General features: G+C 69.1%; 14 protein-coding genes. All 14 read right to left on the bottom strand.

What is annotated here, in order from left to right; translation table 11 throughout:
* Positions 1–172: 172 nt before the first annotated feature.
* The 14 genes from nuoN to J8N05_RS09330 all read right to left on the bottom strand — a co-directional run bounded on the left by nuoN (position 173) and on the right by J8N05_RS09330 (position 16,438).
* Complete coding sequence (gene nuoN / locus J8N05_RS09395; RefSeq protein ID WP_210881973.1) at positions 173–1,822, bottom strand: NADH-quinone oxidoreductase subunit NuoN; 1,650 nt, start codon at positions 1,820–1,822, stop codon at positions 173–175.
* On the bottom strand, positions 1,819–3,390 hold the full coding sequence (locus J8N05_RS09390) for an NADH-quinone oxidoreductase subunit M (RefSeq protein ID WP_210881972.1): 1,572 nt from the start codon (positions 3,388–3,390) through the stop codon (positions 1,819–1,821). The genes nuoN and J8N05_RS09390 overlap by 4 nt, the downstream gene beginning before the upstream one ends.
* Before the next feature lie 5 nt (positions 3,391–3,395).
* Positions 3,396–5,291, bottom strand: a complete 1,896-nt coding sequence (nuoL, locus tag J8N05_RS09385) for an NADH-quinone oxidoreductase subunit L (RefSeq protein WP_210881971.1) — start codon at positions 5,289–5,291, stop codon at positions 3,396–3,398.
* Between the two features lie 14 nt (positions 5,292–5,305).
* Positions 5,306–5,605, bottom strand: coding sequence for an NADH-quinone oxidoreductase subunit NuoK (gene nuoK / locus J8N05_RS09380; protein ID WP_069171239.1), 300 nt, complete (start codon positions 5,603–5,605; stop codon positions 5,306–5,308).
* Positions 5,602–6,468: an NADH-quinone oxidoreductase subunit J gene (locus J8N05_RS09375; protein ID WP_210881970.1), complete on the bottom strand. Its 867-nt coding sequence runs from the start codon at positions 6,466–6,468 to the stop codon at positions 5,602–5,604. Before J8N05_RS09375 ends, nuoK begins: the two co-directional genes overlap by 4 nt.
* Entirely contained in the window at positions 6,465–7,106 is a 642-nt protein-coding gene (gene nuoI, locus J8N05_RS09370) for an NADH-quinone oxidoreductase subunit NuoI (protein ID WP_210881968.1), read from the bottom strand. The genes J8N05_RS09375 and nuoI overlap by 4 nt, the downstream gene beginning before the upstream one ends.
* Positions 7,099–8,496, bottom strand: a complete 1,398-nt coding sequence (nuoH, locus tag J8N05_RS09365) for an NADH-quinone oxidoreductase subunit NuoH (RefSeq protein WP_210881967.1) — start codon at positions 8,494–8,496, stop codon at positions 7,099–7,101. Before nuoH ends, nuoI begins: the two co-directional genes overlap by 8 nt.
* Positions 8,493–10,997 carry an NADH-quinone oxidoreductase subunit G gene (locus J8N05_RS09360; RefSeq protein ID WP_210881966.1) on the bottom strand — a complete coding sequence of 835 codons (2,505 nt, stop codon included), beginning with the start codon at positions 10,995–10,997 and terminating at the stop codon, positions 8,493–8,495. The genes nuoH and J8N05_RS09360 overlap by 4 nt, the downstream gene beginning before the upstream one ends.
* On the bottom strand, positions 10,994–12,370 hold the full coding sequence (gene nuoF / locus J8N05_RS09355) for an NADH-quinone oxidoreductase subunit NuoF (RefSeq protein WP_189776993.1): 1,377 nt from the start codon (positions 12,368–12,370) through the stop codon (positions 10,994–10,996). Before nuoF ends, J8N05_RS09360 begins: the two co-directional genes overlap by 4 nt.
* Positions 12,370–13,251, bottom strand: a complete 882-nt coding sequence (gene nuoE / locus J8N05_RS09350; protein WP_210890102.1) for an NADH-quinone oxidoreductase subunit NuoE — start codon at positions 13,249–13,251, stop codon at positions 12,370–12,372. The genes nuoF and nuoE overlap by 1 nt, the downstream gene beginning before the upstream one ends.
* Positions 13,252–13,334: 83 nt before the next feature.
* Positions 13,335–14,687: an NADH-quinone oxidoreductase subunit D gene (locus J8N05_RS09345; protein ID WP_210881965.1), complete on the bottom strand. Its 1,353-nt coding sequence runs from the start codon at positions 14,685–14,687 to the stop codon at positions 13,335–13,337.
* Positions 14,684–15,433, bottom strand: a complete 750-nt coding sequence (locus tag J8N05_RS09340; protein WP_210881964.1) for an NADH-quinone oxidoreductase subunit C — start codon at positions 15,431–15,433, stop codon at positions 14,684–14,686. Before J8N05_RS09340 ends, J8N05_RS09345 begins: the two co-directional genes overlap by 4 nt.
* Positions 15,430–15,984: a NuoB/complex I 20 kDa subunit family protein gene (locus tag J8N05_RS09335; RefSeq protein WP_018528252.1), complete on the bottom strand. Its 555-nt coding sequence runs from the start codon at positions 15,982–15,984 to the stop codon at positions 15,430–15,432. The genes J8N05_RS09340 and J8N05_RS09335 overlap by 4 nt, the downstream gene beginning before the upstream one ends.
* A 94-nt stretch (positions 15,985–16,078) precedes the next feature.
* A complete protein-coding gene (locus J8N05_RS09330; protein ID WP_033319564.1) occupies positions 16,079–16,438 on the bottom strand; it encodes an NADH-quinone oxidoreductase subunit A in 360 nt (119 codons plus the stop codon).
* Positions 16,439–16,533: the final 95 nt, after the last annotated feature.

Here is a 16,533-nt window from a genome sequence, read left to right as displayed (position 1 = left end):
CCGTGCGTCGCGCCTCGACCACTGCGTCCACGATAGGGGTCCGCACCGACAGCGTCGGAGTTATCCACAGGCTGCGACGGAGTATCTGCGCCACGTGTCCGCCGGACGGCGCCCGGACAACGGCGTGGGGGCCCGGTTCCGGGCGGAACCGGGGCCCACGGACCGGGAGACCTCAGCGGACGAAGACGCCCGCCTGCCCCGCCAGGTCCAGGAAGTACTGCGGCGCCACACCGAGCACCAGCGTGACCGCCACGCCCACCGCGATGGCCGTCATCGTCAGGGGCGACGGCACGGCGACCGTGGGTCCCTCCGGACGCGGCTCGCTGAAGAACATCAGCACGATCACGCGGATGTAGAAGAACGCCGCGATGGCCGACGAGATCACACCGACCACGACCAGCGCGCCCGCGCCGCCCTCGGCCGCCGCCTTGAACACGGCGAACTTGCCCGCGAAGCCGGAGGTCAGCGGGATGCCCGCGAAGGCCAGCAGATAGACCGCGAACACGGCCGCCACCAGCGGTGACCTGCGTCCGAGGCCGGCCCACTTGGACAGGTGCGTGGCCTCGCCGCCCGCGTCACGGACGAGGGTGACCACCGCGAACGCGCCGATCGTCACGAACGAGTAGGCGCCCAGGTAGAAGAGCACCGACGACACACCGTCCGGTGTCATCGCGATGACACCCGCGAGGATGAATCCCGCGTGCGCGATGGACGAGTACGCGAGGAGCCGCTTGATGTCGGTCTGGGTGATCGCGACGATCGCGCCGCCCAGCATGGTGACGACCGCGACGCCCATCATCACCGGCCGCCAGTCCCAGCGCAGGCCCGGCAGGACGACGTACAGGAGCCGCAGCAGCGCGCCGAAGGCGGCCACCTTGGTCGCGGCGGCCATGAAGCCGGTCACCGGGGTCGGAGCGCCCTGGTAGACGTCCGGGGTCCACATGTGGAACGGCACCGCGCCGACCTTGAACAGCAGGCCCATGACGACCATCGCGGCGCCGACGAGCAGCAGCGCGTCGTTGCCCATGGTGTCGGCGAGGGCAGGGTTCACCGTCTCGACCGTGCCGTCGACGACCTGGGCGATCGTCGCGTACGACACGGAGCCGGCGTAGCCGTAGAGCAGGGCGATGCCGAAGAGGGTGAACGCGGAGGCGAACGCGCCGAGCAGGAAGTACTTGACCGCGGCCTCCTGCGACATGATCCGCTTGCGGCGGGCCACGGCGCACAGCAGGTAGAGCGGCAGCGAGAAGACCTCCAGCGCGATGAAGAGGGTCAGCAGGTCGTTCGCCGCCGGGAAGACGAGCATGCCGCCGATGGCGAAGAGCAGCAGCGGGAACACCTCGGTGGTGGTGAATCCCGCCTTGACCGCGGCCTTCTCGCTGTCACTGCCCGGTACGGAGGCGGCCTGCGCCGCGAACGAGTCGACGCGGTTGCCGTGCGCCACGGGATCGAGGCGCCGTTCGGCGAACGTGAACACGCCCAGTACACCGGCCAGCAGGATGACGCCCTGCAGGAAGAGCGCGGGACCGTCGACCGCGACGGCGCCCATCGCGGCGATACCGGCCTTCGTGGTGCCGTAGCCGCTCGCCGCGAGGGCGACCACCGCGGCGAACGCGGCGGCGAGGGCGACGACGGACACGAAGACCTGCACGTAGTAGCGGGACCTGCGGGGCACGAAGGCCTCGACCAGGATGCCGATCACCGCCGCCCCGATGACGATCAGGGTGGGCGACAGTTGCCCGTACTCGATGTTCGGCGCGTCGATCTTCTGGATCGGATCGGCCGCCGTTGTCCACAGGCTGTGGACGGCTGTAGCGCTCACTTGGCGGCCTCCACCTCGGGCTTGGGGTCCTTCTTGTGTACGTCGGACATGGTCTGCTTGACCGCCGGGTTGACGATGTCGGTGAGGGGCTTCGGGTAGACGCCGAGGAAGATCAGCAGGGCGATCAGCGGGGCGACCACCACGAGCTCGCGCACCTTGAGGTCGGGCATGGCCGAGACCTCGGGCTTCACCGGGCCCGTCATCGTCCGCTGGTAGAGGACGAGTGTGTAGAGCGCGGCGAGGACGATGCCGAAGGTGGCGATGATCCCGATCACCGGATAGCGCGCGAACGTGCCGATCAGGACCAGGAACTCACTCACGAACGGCGCGAGTCCCGGCAGCGACAGCGTCGCCAGGCTGCCGATCAGGAAGGTGCCCGCGAGCACCGGGGCGACCTTCTGCACCCCTCCGTAGTCGGCGATCAGACGCGAGCCGCGCCGTGTGATCAGGAAGCCGGCCACCAGCATCAGCGCGGCGGTCGAGATCCCGTGGTTGACCATGTAGAGCGTCGCGCCCGACTGCCCCTGGCTGGTCATCGCGAAGATGCCCATGATGATGAACCCGAAGTGGGAGATCGACGCGTACGCCACCAGGCGCTTGATGTCCCGCTGGCCGACCGCGAGCAGCGCCCCGTAGACGATGCTGATCAGGGCGAGGACGAGGATCACGGGCGTCGCCCACTTCGAGGCCTCCGGGAAGAGCTGGAGGCAGAAGCGCAGCATCGCGAAGGTGCCGACCTTGTCGACCACCGCGGTGATCAGGACGGCGACCGGGGCGGTGGACTCCCCCATGGCGTTGGGCAGCCAGGTGTGCAGCGGCCACAGGGGCGCCTTCACCGCGAAGGCGAAGAAGAAGCCCAGGAACAGCCATCGTTCGGTGTTGGTCGCCATGTCCAGCGAGCCGTTGGCCCGGGCCTCGGCGATCTCCTGGAGCGAGAAGTTCCCCGCCACCACGTAGAGGCCGATCACGGCGGCCAGCATGATCAGGCCGCCGGCCAGGTTGTAGAGGAGGAACTTCACGGCGGCGTACGAACGCTGTGCCGCCGCGTGTTCGTCCGAGCCCGCGTGGGCCCGGTCCCCGAAGCCGCCGATGAGGAAGTACATCGGGATGAGCATGGCTTCGAAGAAGATGTAGAAGAGGAAGACGTCGGTGGCCTCGAAAGAGATGATCACCATCGCCTCGACGGCGAGGATCAGGGCGAAGAAGCCCTGGGTCGGCCGCCACCGGCTGCTGTGGGTCTCCAGCGGGTCGGCGTCGTGCCAGCCCGCGAGGATCACGAACGGGATGAGCAGGGCGGTCAGCGCGATCAGCGCCACCGCGATGCCGTCCACGCCCAGTTCGTACCGCACCCCGAAGTCCTTGATCCAGGAGTGCGATTCGGTGAGCTGGTAGCGGTCGCCGACGGGGTCGAAGCGGACCAGGACGACGACGGCGAGGGCGAGGGTGGCGAGCGAGACGAGCAGCGCCAGCCATTTGGCGGCGGTGCGGCGGGCGGCCGGCACGGCGGCCGTGGCGATCGCCCCGATCGCCGGGAGGGCCGCCGTCGCTGTCAGCAGAGGAAAGGACATCGGTATCAGACCGCCCTCATCAGCAGGGTCGCGGCGATGAGGATCGCCGCACCGCCGAACATCGAGACGGCGTACGAGCGCGCGTAGCCGTTCTGCAGCTTGCGGAGCCGTCCGGACAGACCGCCCATCGAGGCCGCCGTGCCGTTGACGACCCCGTCGACCAGGGTGTGGTCGACGTACACCAGGGAGCGCGTGAGGTGCTCGCCGCCGCGCACCAGGACGACGTGGTTGAAGTCGTCCTGGAGGAGGTCGCGGCGGGCGGCCCGGGTGAGCAGGGAGCCGCGCGGGGCGACGACCGGGACGGGACGGCGCCCGTACTGGAGCCAGGCGAGGCCGACGCCGATGACGAGCACGACCATCGTGGAGAGGGTGACGGTGGTCGCGCCGATCGGCGGGTGTCCGTGCGCGTGCTCGGTGACGGGCTCCAGCCAGTGCAGGAAGCGGTCGCCGACGCCGAAGAAGCCGCCCGCGAAGACCGATCCGAAGGCCAGCACGATCATGGGGATCGTCATGGACCGCGGCGACTCGTGCGGGTGCGGCTCGTGGCCGTGCTCGTCCGGCTGCCAGCGCTTCTCGCCGAAGAACGTCATCAGCATCACGCGCGTCATGTAGAACGCGGTGATGGCCGCGCCCAGCAGGGCCACGCCGCCGAGGATCCAGCCCTCGGTGCCGCCCTTGGCGAAGGCGGCCTCGATGATCTTGTCCTTGGAGAAGAAGCCGGACAGGCCCGGGAAGCCGATGATGGCGAGGTAGCCGAGGCCGAACGTCACGAAGGTGACGGGCATGTGCTTGCGCAGGCCGCCGTACTTGCGCATGTCGACCTCGTCGTTCATGCCGTGCATGACCGAACCGGCGCCGAGGAAGAGCCCGGCCTTGAAGAAGCCATGCGTCACCAGGTGCATGATCGCGAAGACGTACCCGATCGGGCCGAGGCCCGCCGCGAGAATCATGTAGCCGATCTGCGACATGGTCGAACCGGCGAGCGCCTTCTTGATGTCGTCCTTGGCGCAACCGACGATCGCACCGAACAGGAGCGTGACCGCTCCGACGACGGTGGTGACGAGCTGGGCGTCCGGCGCGGCGTTGAAGATCTCCCCGGAGCGGACGATCAGGTACACACCCGCGGTCACCATGGTCGCGGCGTGGATGAGGGCCGAGACCGGGGTCGGGCCCTCCATCGCGTCCCCGAGCCAGGACTGCAGCGGCACCTGGGCGGACTTGCCGCACGCGGCGAGCAGCAGCATCAGCCCGATGGCGGTGAGCTTGCCCTCGCCGGTCTCACCGGTGGCCTCCAGGACCGGCCCGAAGGCGAAGGTCCCGAAGGTGGTGAACATCAGCATGATGGCGATCGACAGGCCCATGTCGCCGACGCGGTTGACCAGGAAGGCCTTCTTCGCGGCGGTCGCGGCACTGGGCTTGTGCTGCCAGAAGCCGATGAGCAGGTACGAGGCGAGGCCCACGCCCTCCCAGCCGACGTACAGCAGCAGGTAGTTGTCGGCGAGGACGAGCAGCAGCATCGCCGCGAGGAACAGGTTCAGATAGCCGAAGAAGCGGCGGCGGCGCTCGTCGTGCTCCATGTACCCGATCGAGTACACGTGGATGAGCGAGCCGACGCCGGTGATCAGCAGGACGAACGTCATCGACAGCTGGTCGAGCTGGAAGGCGACGTCCGCCTGGAAGCCCTCGACGGGGATCCAGCTGAACAGGTGCTGCGCGAGGGCCCGGTGCTCCGCGTCCTTGCCCAGCATGTCGGCGAAGAGGATCGCGCCGATCACGAAGGAGGCGGACGCGAGGACCGTGCCGATCCAGTGGCCGACGGCATCGAGCCGCCTGCCGCCGCACAGCAGTACGGCCGCTCCGAGCAGAGGCGCTGCCACCAGCAGCGCAATCAGATTCTCCACGATTCAGCGACCCCTTACAGCTTCATCAGGCTGGCGTCGTCGACCGAGGCCGAGTGGCGGGAACGGAACAGCGACACGATGATCGCGAGCCCGACCACGACCTCCGCGGCGGCGACGACCATCGTGAAGAAGGCGATGATCTGTCCGTCGAGATTGCCGTGCATCCGGGAGAAGGCGACGAACGCGAGGTTGCAGGCGTTGAGCATGAGCTCGATGCACATGAACACCACGATCGCGTTCCGCCTGATCAGGACACCCGAGGCGCCGATCGTGAACAACAGGGCGGCGAGGTACAGGTAGTTGACGGGGTTCACTTCGCGGCCTCCTCTTCGCGGCCTTCGCGGCCGAGCCGCTCCCCGGAACGCTGTTCGAGCGCCTTCAGGTCCTTGATGGCCTCGTCCGACACATCGCGGATCTGGCCGCGCTCGCGCAGCGTGCTGATGACGGTCAGTTCGGACGGGGTGCCGTCCGGGAGGAGACCGGCGATGTCCACCGCGTTGTGCCGGGCGTACACACCGGGTGCGGGCAGCGGCGGGAGCTGCTTGTTCGCCCGTACGCGTTCCTCGGCCAGCTCTCGCTGGGTCTTGGCCCGCTCGGTGCGCTCGCGGTGGGTGAGCACCATGGCGCCGACGGCGGCCGTGATGAGCAGGGCGCCGGTGATCTCGAAGGCGAAGACGTACTTCGTGAAGATGAGGGCGGCCAGGCCCTCCACGTTGCCGCCGGCGTTGGCCTGGGCAAGGCCCTCGAACTCGTTCAGCGACGCGTTGCCGATGCCCGCGCACAGCAGGATGCCGAAGCCGAGGCCGCACAGGAGGGCCAGCCAGCGCTGGCCCTTGATGGTCTCCTTCAGGGAGTCCGCCGCGGTGACACCGACGAGCATGACCACGAAGAGGAACAGCATCATGATCGCGCCGGTGTAGACGACGACCTGCACGATGCCCAGGAAGTAGGCGCCGTTGGCGAGGTAGAACACCGCCAGGATGATCATGGTCCCGGCGAGGCAGAGCGCGCTGTGCACGGACTTCTTCATGAGGACCGTGCACAGGGCGCCGATCACGGCGACCGTACCGAGGATCCAGAACTGGACGGCCTCGCCCGTGGAGGTCGAGTAGGCCGCCAGCGAGGTGCCGGCGTCGACGGCCAGGGAGCCGAAGTGGGCGGCCGGTTGGGCGGTCATCGGCCGATCACCTGCTCCGACGCGGGCTCGTCCGGACCGGAGGTGGACCCGCTCTCCTGCGGGACCTCGCCCTTGGAGACGGCGACCTGCGGCACCGTGCCCGGCGCGGCCTCGGTGACCAGGCCACGGTAGTAGTCCTGCTCGTCCGTGCCCGGGAAGATCGAGTGCGGCGACTCGACCATGCCCTCCTCCAGACCGGCGAGCAGCTGCTCCTTGGTGTAGATGAGGTTGGCGCGGCTGCTGTCGGCCAGCTCGAACTCGTTGGTCATCGTCAGCGCGCGCGTGGGGCACGCCTCGATGCACAGGCCGCACAGGATGCAGCGGGCGTAGTTGATCTGGTAGACGCGTCCGTACCGCTCGCCCGGGGAGTAGCGCTCCTCCTCGGTGTTGTCCGCGCCCTCCACATAGATGGCGTCGGCGGGACACGCCCAGGCGCACAGCTCGCAGCCGACGCACTTCTCCAGGCCGTCCGGATGCCGGTTGAGCTGGTGCCGGCCGTGGAAGCGCGGTGCGGTGGTCTTCTGCTGCTCCGGATACTGCTCGGTCAGCCGCTTCTTGAACATGGCCTTGAAGGTCACGCCGAAGCCTGCGACGGGATTCTGGAAACCGGGTTTGGTCTCCTTCTGCTCGTCAGCCATCGGACGCCTCCTTTCCGTCACGAGGTCCATCGGATCCGTCACTGTCAGTATTCACGCCACCACTGACAATCAACTCCCGCTCCCGGCGCGGGCGGCGCCGGGGCACCGGCGGCAACTCCTGTCCGGGCAGCGGCGGCACGGGATAGCCGCCCGCCATCGGGTCGAAGGCGGCGGTGTCGTCCAGCGCCTGGCGGGCGCCCTCGGCGTCCTTGCGTTCGCGGAACATGTCGGCGACGAACGAGAGCAGCAGCAGGACGAGGACCCCGCCGCCCACGTACAGGGCGATGTCGGCGAAGTCGTAGTTCTCGTTGCGCAGGGTCCGTACGGTCGCCACGAGCATCAGCCAGACCACGGAGACCGGGATCAGGACCTTCCAGCCGAGCTTCATCAGCTGGTCGTAGCGGACGCGGGGCAGCGTGCCGCGCAGCCAGATGAAGAAGAACAGCAGCAGCTGCACCTTGATGACGAACCACAGCATCGGCCACCAGCCGTGGTTGGCGCCCTCCCAGAAGGTGCTGATCGGCCAGGGGGCCCGCCAGCCGCCCAGGAAGAGCGTCACGGAGACCGCCGAGACGGTCACCATGTTCACGTACTCGGCGAGCATGAACAGCGCGAACTTGATGGACGAGTACTCGGTGTTGAAGCCGCCGACGAGGTCGCCCTCGGACTCCGGCATGTCGAAGGGGGCGCGGTTGGTCTCGCCGACCATCGTCACGATGTAGATCAGGAACGACACCGGCAGCAGGACGACGAACCAGCGGTCCTGCTGCTGGGCGACGATCTCCGAGGTGGACATCGAGCCGGAGTACAGGAACACCGACGCGAACGCGGCGCCCATGGCGATCTCGTAGGAGATCATCTGCGCACACGAGCGCAGGCCGCCGAGCAGCGGATACGTGGACCCGGAGGACCAGCCCGCGAGCACGATGCCGTAGATGCCGACCGAGGCGACCGCGAGGATGTAGAGCATCGCGATCGGCAGGTCGGTGAGCTGCATCGTGGTGCGCTGGCCGAAGATCGAGATCTCGTTGCCGGCCGGCCCGAAGGGGATCACGGCGATCGCCATGAAGGCCGGGATGGCCGCCACGATCGGCGCGAGGATGTAGACGACCTTGTCCGCGCGCTTGACGATCAGGTCTTCCTTGAGCATCAGCTTGATGCCGTCGGCGAGCGACTGGAGCATGCCCCAGGGGCCGTGCCGGTTGGGGCCGATGCGCAGCTGCATCCAGGCGACGACCTTGCGCTCCCACACGATGGAGAAGAGCACGGTCAGCATCAGGAAGGCGAAGCAGAAGACCGCCTTGATGACGACGAGCCACCAGACGTCCCGGCCGAACACGGAGAGGTCCTCCGCGGCCAGGTGGACCGACGCGGTGAGGTTCGGGGTCATGCCTCCACCTCCTTGGGGGCCTCGCCGGCGAGCGTCGCCGGTCCGATGCGGACGAGTGCGCCGGGGGTCGCGCCCGTGTCCGAGGCGACGCCTCCCCCGGCGGAGTTCAGCGGGAGCCAGACCACCCAGTCGGGCATCTGCGTGATCCGCAGCGGGAGTTCGACCGCTCCCGAGGGCCCGGTGACGGCCAGCGTGTCGCCGTCCTTGACGCCCGCCTCGGCGGCCGTGGCGGGCGACACGCGCGCGTGGGCGTCGTGCCGGGTCCCGGCGAGCGCCTCGTCGCCCTCCTGGAGGCGTCCCTGGTCGAGCAGCAGCCGGTGTCCGGCGAGGACGGCCTCCCCGGCGGCGGGCCGCGGCGACTGCGCCGCGGTCTCCAGCGGTTCGGTGGCCCGCGGCCCGTCCCAGGCGCCGAGCCGGTCCAGTTCGGCGCGCACGGTCCGCAGGTCGGGCAGGCCCAGGTGGACGTCCATGGCGTCGGCCAGCATCTGCAGGACGCGCGCGTCGGTGGGCGCCACCCGGCGGGTCATCTGGTCGGGCTTGAGAGCGGCCTCGAAGAGACGTGCGCGGCCCTCCCAGTTGAGGAAGGTGCCCGCCTTCTCGGCGACCGCGGCGACCGGGAACACGACGTCCGCGTGTTCGGTGATCTCACTGGGACGCAGTTCCAGCGACACCAGGAAGCCCACTTCGGACAGGGCGGCACGCGCGCGCGTGGGATCGGGGAGGTCGGCGACCTCCACGCCCGCCACGACGAGCGCGGAGAGTTCACCGGTGGCGGCGGCCTCGACGATCTGTCCGGTGTCGCGGCCGTGCCGGTGCGGCAGCGCGCCGATCCTCCAGGCCCCGATGACCTCGTCCCGCGCGCGCGGGTCGGTGGCGGGGCGTCCGCCGGGCAGCAGCGAGGGCATCGCCCCCGCCTCGATCGCGCCGCGTTCCCCGGCCCTGCGCGGGATCCACACCAACTGGGCGCCGGTGGCGGCGGCGGCCCGTACGGCGGCGGTGAGTCCGCCCGCCACGGAGGCCAGCCGTTCACCGACGACGATCACGGCGCCCGCCAGGCGCAGTGCCTCGGCGGCCTTCGCCCCGTCGTCCTCCAGACCGGTGCCGGAGGCGAGCGCGTCCAGCCACGCGGTCTCGGTGCCGGGGGCGGCCGACAGCAGGGTGCCGCCCGCCTTCTCCAGGCCGCGGGTCGCGTGCGTGGCCAGCGAGAAGGTGCGCTGCCCGTGTCCGCGCCAGGCCTTGCGGAGCCGCAGGAAGACGCCGGGCGCCTCCTCCTCGGACTCGAATCCGGCGAGCAGGACCGCGGGCGCCTTCTCCAGTGCCGTGTACGTGACGCCCGTACCGTCGAGGTCCCGGCCGCGGCCCGCGACGCGGGCGGCCAGGAAGTCGGCCTCCTCGGCGCTGTGCACGCGCGCACGGAAGTCGATGTCGTTCGTGTCGAGGGCCACGCGCGCGAACTTGCTGTACGCGTAGGAGTCCTCGACGGTCAGCCGGCCGCCGGTGAGGACGCCGGCGCGGGAGCGGGCCGCGAGGAGTCCCCGGGCCGCCGCCTCCAGTGCCTCGGGCCACGAGGCGGGCTCCAGCTCACCGGATCCGCCGCGCACCAGGGGGGTCGTCAGCCGGTCCCGCTGCTGCGCGTACCGGAAGCCGAAGCGCCCCTTGTCGCAGATCCACTCCTCGTTGACCTCGGGGTCGTCGGCCGCGATGCGCCGCATGACCTTGCCGCGCCGGTGGTCGGTGCGGGTCGCGCAGCCGCCGGAGCAGTGCTCGCACACCGAGGGCGAGGACACGAGGTCGAAGGGGCGCGAGCGGAATCGGTACGCCGCCGAGGTGAGGGCTCCGACCGGGCAGATCTGGATGGTGTTCCCGGAGAAGTACGACTCGAAGGGGTCGCCCTCGCCGGTGCCGACCTGCTGGAGGGCGCCCCGCTCGATCAGTTCGATCATCGGGTCGCCCGCGACCTGGTTGGAGAAGCGGGTGCAGCGGGCGCAGAGCACGCACCGCTCACGGTCGAGCAGTACCTGGGTGGAGATCGGGACGGGCTTCTCGTACGTCCGCTTCTTTCCCTCGAAGCGGGACTCGGAGTCGCCGTGCGACATGGCCTGGTTCTGCAGCGGGCACTCGCCGCCCTTGTCGCAGACGGGGCAGTCCAGCGGGTGGTTGATGAGCAGCAGCTCCATCACACCCTTCTGGGCCTTCTCGGCGACGGGAGAGGTGAGATGGGTCTTGACGACCATCCCGTCCGTGCAGGTGATCGTGCAGGACGCCATGGGCTTGCGCTGGCCCTCGACCTCGACGATGCACTGGCGGCAGGCGCCGGCCGGGTCGAGGAGGGGGTGGTCGCAGAAGCGGGGGATCTCGATGCCGAGCTGTTCGGCGGCGCGGATGACCAGGGTGCCCTTGGGCACGCTGATCTCGACGCCGTCGATGGTCAGCGAGACGAGGTCCTCCGGCGGGACCGCCGCTTCCCCGCCTCCGGAGGGAGCGCTGGTGGTCACGGTCATGCGTTCACCTCCGTGTGCTTGTCCTTGTCGGCCCAGAGCGTCGATTTGGCGGGGTCGAAGGGGCAGCCGCGGCCCGTGATGTGCTCCTCGTACTCCGCGCGGAAGTACTTGAGGGAGGAGAAGATCGGTGAGGCGGCGCCGTCTCCGAGGGCGCAGAAGGACTTGCCGTTGATGTTGTCGGCGATGTCGTTCAGCTTGTCGAGGTCGGACATGACGCCCTTGCCTGCCTCGATGTCGCGCAGCAACTGCACGAGCCAGTACGTCCCTTCGCGGCAGGGTGTGCACTTGCCGCAGGACTCGTGGGCGTAGAACTCGGTCCACCGGGTGACGGCCCGAACGACACAGGTCGTCTCGTCGAAGCACTGGAGTGCTTTCGTGCCGAGCATGGAACCCGCGGCGCCCACTCCTTCGTAGTCGAGGGGGACGTCGAGGTGTTCGTCGGTGAACATCGGGGTCGAGGAGCCGCCCGGCGTCCAGAACTTGAGGCGGTGTCCGGCCCTGATGCCGCCGCTCATGTCGAGGAGCTGACGGAGGGTGATGCCGAGCGGGGCCTCGTACTGGCCGGGGCTCGTGACATGGCCGCTGAGCGAGTAGAGCGTGAAGCCCGGGGACTTCTCGCTCCCCATCGAGCGGAACCATTCCTTGCCCTTGTGGAGAATCGCGGGAACCGACGCGATCGACTCGACGTTGTTCACCACAGTGGGACAGGCATAAAGTCCCGCGACCGCAGGGAAGGGGGGACGGAGTCGCGGCTGCCCACGGCGGCCTTCGAGCGAGTCGAGGAGTGCGGTCTCCTCACCGCAGATGTACGCGCCCGCGCCCGCGTGCACGGTGAGCTGGAGATCGAGTCCGCTGCCCAGGATGTTCTCCCCCAGGTAGCCCGCCTCGTGGGCCTCGCGCACAGCTTCGTGCAACCGCCGCAGTACGGGGACGACTTCACCCCGCAGATAGATGAACGCATGCGAAGACCGGATCGCGTAACAGGCGATCACGATGCCCTCGATGAGGCTGTGCGGGTTCGCGAAGAGGAGCGGGATGTCCTTGCAGGTCCCGGGCTCCGATTCGTCGGCGTTGACAACTAGATAGTGAGGCTTTCCGTCGCCCTGGGGAATGAACTGCCACTTCATTCCCGTCGGGAATCCGGCGCCGCCGCGGCCGCGCAGTCCGGATTCCTTCACATAGGCGATGAGGTCGTCCGGTGACATGGCGAGCGCCTTGCGCAGGCCCTCGTACCCGTCGTGCCGCCGGTAGGTGTCCAGCGTCCAGGACTTGTCCTCGTCCCAGAAGGCCGACAGCACCGGTGCGAGCACCTTCTCGGGGTCCGCTCCGGTCTCCGGCCGGGAGGTGCCCCCGTACTGAGTGGACAAGGTCATCACTCCCCCTCCTCGGCGGCGGGCCCGGCCGGGTGGTCCGGGTCGGACGCCGACGTGTCCTGCGGTGCGTCGTGCGAGCTGAGGTGCTTGGACGAGGGCTGGCCGGACGGCGACGGGTCGGCCGGTGACGGGTCGGACGGAGCCCCGTCACGGGAGGAGCCGGGGGCCGCGGACGATCCGGGAGTCTTGGACCCGCGCGGATGCACCACGCGCGCGGGACCCGTCTCCCCCTTGGCCAGCCGCAGGCCGACCAGCGAGGCGGGGCCCGCGCCGCCGCTCGCCTCGACCGCGCCGGGGCGCTCGTCGGGGAAGCCCGCCAGGATGCGGGCGGTGTCCTTGAAGGTGCACAGGGGGGCGCCGCGGGTCGGCTCGACCCCGGTGCCCGCGCGCAGGTCGTCGACGAGGCCCTTCGCGCTGGCCACGGTCTGGTTGTCGAAGAACTCCCAGTTGACCATCACGACCGGAGCGAAGTCGCAGGCCGCGTTGCACTCGATGTGCTCCAGGGTGACCTTGCCGTCGTCGGTGGTCTCGCCGTTGCCGACGCCCAGGTGCTCCTGGAGGGCTTCGAAGATCGCGTCGCCGCCCATGACCGCGCACAGCGTGTTGGTGCAGACGCCCACCTGGTAGTCGCCGCTCGGCTTGCGGCGGTACATGGAGTAGAAGGTCGCGACCGCGGTCACCTCGGCGGTGGTGAGGCCGAGCATCTCCGCGCAGAACCGTTGCCCCGTGCGCGTGACATGGCCTTCCTCCGACTGCACGAGGTGCAGCAGCGGAAGGAGGGCGGACCGGGAGTCCGGGTAGCGGGCGATGACCTCGCGCGCGTCCGCTTCGAGCCGGGTCCGGACGTCGGCCGGATAGTCGGGAGCGGGCAGTTGGGGCATGCCCAGGCTGACGCCCTGCGGCCCCGGGCCCTGCGGCTGTGTGCTGCCCTGTGGCTGTACGCCCGGCCCGGAAGGAATGGTGGTCACCGGTCGACGCCTCCCATCACGGGGTCGATGGAGGCGACGGCCACGATGACGTCGGCGACCTGGCCGCCCTCGCACATCGCCGCCATGGCCTGCAGGTTGGTGAAGGACGGGTCCCGGTAGTGGACCCGGTAGGGGCGGGTGCCTCCGTCGGACACGGCGTGCACCCCGAGTTCCCCCTTGGGTGACTCGACGGCCGCGTACGCCTGTCCCGGCGGGACGCGGAAGCCCTCGGTCACCAGCTTGAAGTGGTGGATCAGGGCCTCCATGGAGGTGCCCATGATCTTCTTGATGTGGTCGAGCGAGTTGCCGAGGCCGTCGGGGCCGAGCGCGAGCTGGGCGGGCCAGGCGATCTTCTTGTCGGTGACCATGACCGGGCCGGGCTGGAGCCGGTCCAGGCACTGCTCGACGATCGCGAGGGACTGGCGCATCTCCTCAAGACGGATGAGGAAGCGCCCGTACGCGTCGGCGGTGTCCGTGGTCGGGACGTCGAAGTCGTACGTCTCGTAGCCGCAGTACGGCTGGGCCTTGCGCAGGTCGTGCGGGAGGCCGGCGGACCGCAGGATCGGTCCGGTGGCGCCGAGGGCCATGCAGCCGGTCAGGTCCAGGTGGCCGACGTCCTGCATACGGGCCTTGAAGATGGGGTTCCCGGTGGCGAGCTTGTCGTACTCGGGAAGGTTCTTCTGCATCTTCTTCACGAACTCGCGGATGTGGTCCACCGCGCCCGGGGGCAGGTCCTGGGCGAGGCCGCCGGGCCGGATGAACGCGTGGTTCATGCGCAGGCCGGTGATGAGTTCGTAGATGTCGAGAATGAGTTCACGATCACGGAAGCCGTAGATCATGATCGTGGTGGCGCCGAGCTCCATGCCGCCGGTGGCGATGCACACCAGGTGCGAGGAGAGCCGGTTCAGCTCCATCAGGAGCACCCGGATGATCGTCGCGCGGTCCGGGACCTGGTCCTCGATGCCGAGGAGCTTCTCGACGGCGAGACAGTACGCGGTCTCGTTGAAGAAGGACGTCAGGTAGTCCATGCGCGTCACGAAGGTGGTGCCCTGGGTCCACGTCCGGTATTCGAGGTTCTTCTCGATGCCGGTGTGCAGGTAGCCGATGCCGCAGCGGGCCTCGGTGACCGTCTCGCCCTCGATCTCCAGGATGAGCCGGAGCACACCGTGGGTGGAGGGGTGCTGGGGGCCCATGTTGACGACGATGCGCTCGTCGTCGGCCCTGGCCGCGGTCTCGACGACCTCGTCCCAGTCGCCGCCGGTGACCGTGTAGACGGTCCCCTCGGTGGTCTCCCGCGCCGATGCCGACTGCGCGTCCGCCGACTGCGCGCTCGTTGACTGCGTGCTCATGAGTACGACCTCCGCTGGTCCGGAGCCGGGATCTGGGCGCCCTTGTACTCGACGGCGATACCGCCGAGGGGATAGTCCTTGCGCTGCGGGAAGCCCTGCCAGTCGTCCGGCATCATGATCCGCGTCAGCGCCGGGTGACCTTCGAAGACGATGCCGAAGAAGTCGTACGTCTCGCGCTCGTGCCAGTCGTTGGTCGGATAGACCGCGACCAGGGACGGGATGCGCGGGTCGCTGTCGGGGGCACTGACTTCGAGGCGGATCAGCCGGTTGTGGGTGAGCGAGCGCAGGTGGTAGACGGCGTGCAGCTCGCGGCCCTTGTCGGCCGGGTAGTGCACCCCGCTCACTCCGGTGCAGAGCTCGAAGCGCAGGGCCGGGTCGTCGCGCAGGGTCCGGGCGACCTGGAGCAGATGCTCGCGCTCGACGTGGAAGGTGAGCTCGTCGCGGTCGACGATCGTCTTCTCGATCGCGTTCTCCGGGACCAGTCCCTGTTCCTCCAGGGCGCCTTCGAGTTCGTCGGCGACCTCGTCGAACCAGCCGCCGTACGGGCGGGAGGCCGGGCCGGGGAGGCGCACCGAGCGGACCAGGCCGCCGTATCCGGAGGTGTCCCCGCCGTTGTTGGCGCCGAACATTCCGCGCTGGACGCGGATCTCCTCGCCGCCGTCGCCGCGCTGGCCCGGGAGGTTGGAGGCGCCGAGGTCCTTCTCGGGATTGGCGCCGTTCGTGCCGTTGCCGTTCGCGTCGCTCACCGCAGCAGCCCCTTCATCTCGATGGTGGGGAGCGCCTTGAGCGCCGCTTCCTCCGCCTCACGGGCCGCTTCCTCGGCGTTCACGCCGAGCTTCGAGGACTGGATCTTCTGGTGGAGCTTGAGGATCGCGTCCATCAGCATCTCGGGCCGCGGCGGGCAGCCCGGGAGGTAGATGTCGACGGGGACGATGTGATCGACGCCCTGCACGATCGCGTAGTTGTTGAACATGCCGCCCGAAGAGGCGCAGACCCCCATGGAGATCACCCACTTGGGGTTCGGCATCTGGTCGTAGACCTGCCTCAGAACCGGTGCCATCTTCTGGCTGACACGCCCGGCGACGATCATCAGGTCGGCCTGCCGCGGCGAGCCGCGGAAGACCTCCATGCCGAAGCGCGCCAGGTCGTAGCGGCCCGCCCCTGTCGTCATCATCTCGATGGCGCAGCAGGCGAGGCCGAAGGTGGCGGGAAAGACGGACGACTTGCGCACCCACCCCGCGGCCTGCTCGACGGTGGTCAGCAGGAAGCCGCTCGGCAGCTTTTCTTCGAGTCCCATGCTCAATGGCTCCTCTGTCCCCTATACGGGGCTCAGTCCCTTGCGGGGGTCAGTCCCATACGGGGCCCTTGCGGGTGTCGGTCCCATGCGGGGTTCAGTCCCATTCCAGGCCGCCGCGCCGCCACACGTACGCGTAGGCGACGAAGACGGTGAGCACGAAGAGCAGCATCTCCACGAGCCCGAAGACCCCGAGCGCGTCGAAGGTGACGGCCCAGGGATAGAGGAAGACGATCTCGATATCGAAAATGATGAAGAGCATCGCCGTCAGGTAGTACTTGATGGGGAACCGCCCGCCGCCCGCCGGCGTGGGGGTCGGCTCGATCCCGCACTCGTAGGCCTCAAGCTTGGCCCGGTTGTATCGCTTTGGACCGATAAGCGTGGCCATGACCACGGAGAAGATCGCAAAGCCTGCCCCGAGGGCTCCCAGTACGAGGATGGGCGCATACGCGTTCACCGCTCCTCGCTCCTCTCAGTCGGCATTGACTGCTGGCGGTTGCATCAGGCGTCGCCCCCGCTCCACGAACCTCACGACCGTCGTGAGATGTGCGG

The sequence above is a fragment of the Streptomyces liliiviolaceus genome (genome assembly GCF_018070025.1).
In the GTDB taxonomy this organism is placed as follows: Bacteria; Actinomycetota; Actinomycetes; order Streptomycetales; family Streptomycetaceae; genus Streptomyces; species Streptomyces liliiviolaceus.
This window is presented reverse-complemented; position numbering and strand designations above follow the sequence as displayed.

Excerpts from the sequence above, each read along its gene's own strand:
- J8N05_RS09375 (WP_210881970.1), bottom strand. The coding sequence starts at position 6,468 with ATGACCGCCCAACCGGCCGCCCACTTCGGCTCCCTGGCCGTCGACGCC.
- J8N05_RS09345 (WP_210881965.1), bottom strand. The coding sequence starts at position 14,687 with ATGAGCACGCAGTCAACGAGCGCGCAGTCGGCGGACGCGCAGTCGGCA.
- J8N05_RS09360 (WP_210881966.1), bottom strand. The coding sequence starts at position 10,997 with ATGACCGTGACCACCAGCGCTCCCTCCGGAGGCGGGGAAGCGGCGGTC.
- J8N05_RS09335 (WP_018528252.1), bottom strand. The coding sequence starts at position 15,984 with ATGGGACTCGAAGAAAAGCTGCCGAGCGGCTTCCTGCTGACCACCGTC.
- nuoH (WP_210881967.1), bottom strand. The coding sequence starts at position 8,496 with ATGACCCCGAACCTCACCGCGTCGGTCCACCTGGCCGCGGAGGACCTC.
- nuoI (WP_210881968.1), bottom strand. The coding sequence starts at position 7,106 with ATGGCTGACGAGCAGAAGGAGACCAAACCCGGTTTCCAGAATCCCGTC.
- J8N05_RS09390 (WP_210881972.1), bottom strand. The coding sequence starts at position 3,390 with ATGTCCTTTCCTCTGCTGACAGCGACGGCGGCCCTCCCGGCGATCGGG.
- nuoF (WP_189776993.1), bottom strand. The coding sequence starts at position 12,370 with ATGACCTTGTCCACTCAGTACGGGGGCACCTCCCGGCCGGAGACCGGA.
- nuoE (WP_210890102.1), bottom strand. The coding sequence starts at position 13,251 with ATGCCCCAACTGCCCGCTCCCGACTATCCGGCCGACGTCCGGACCCGG.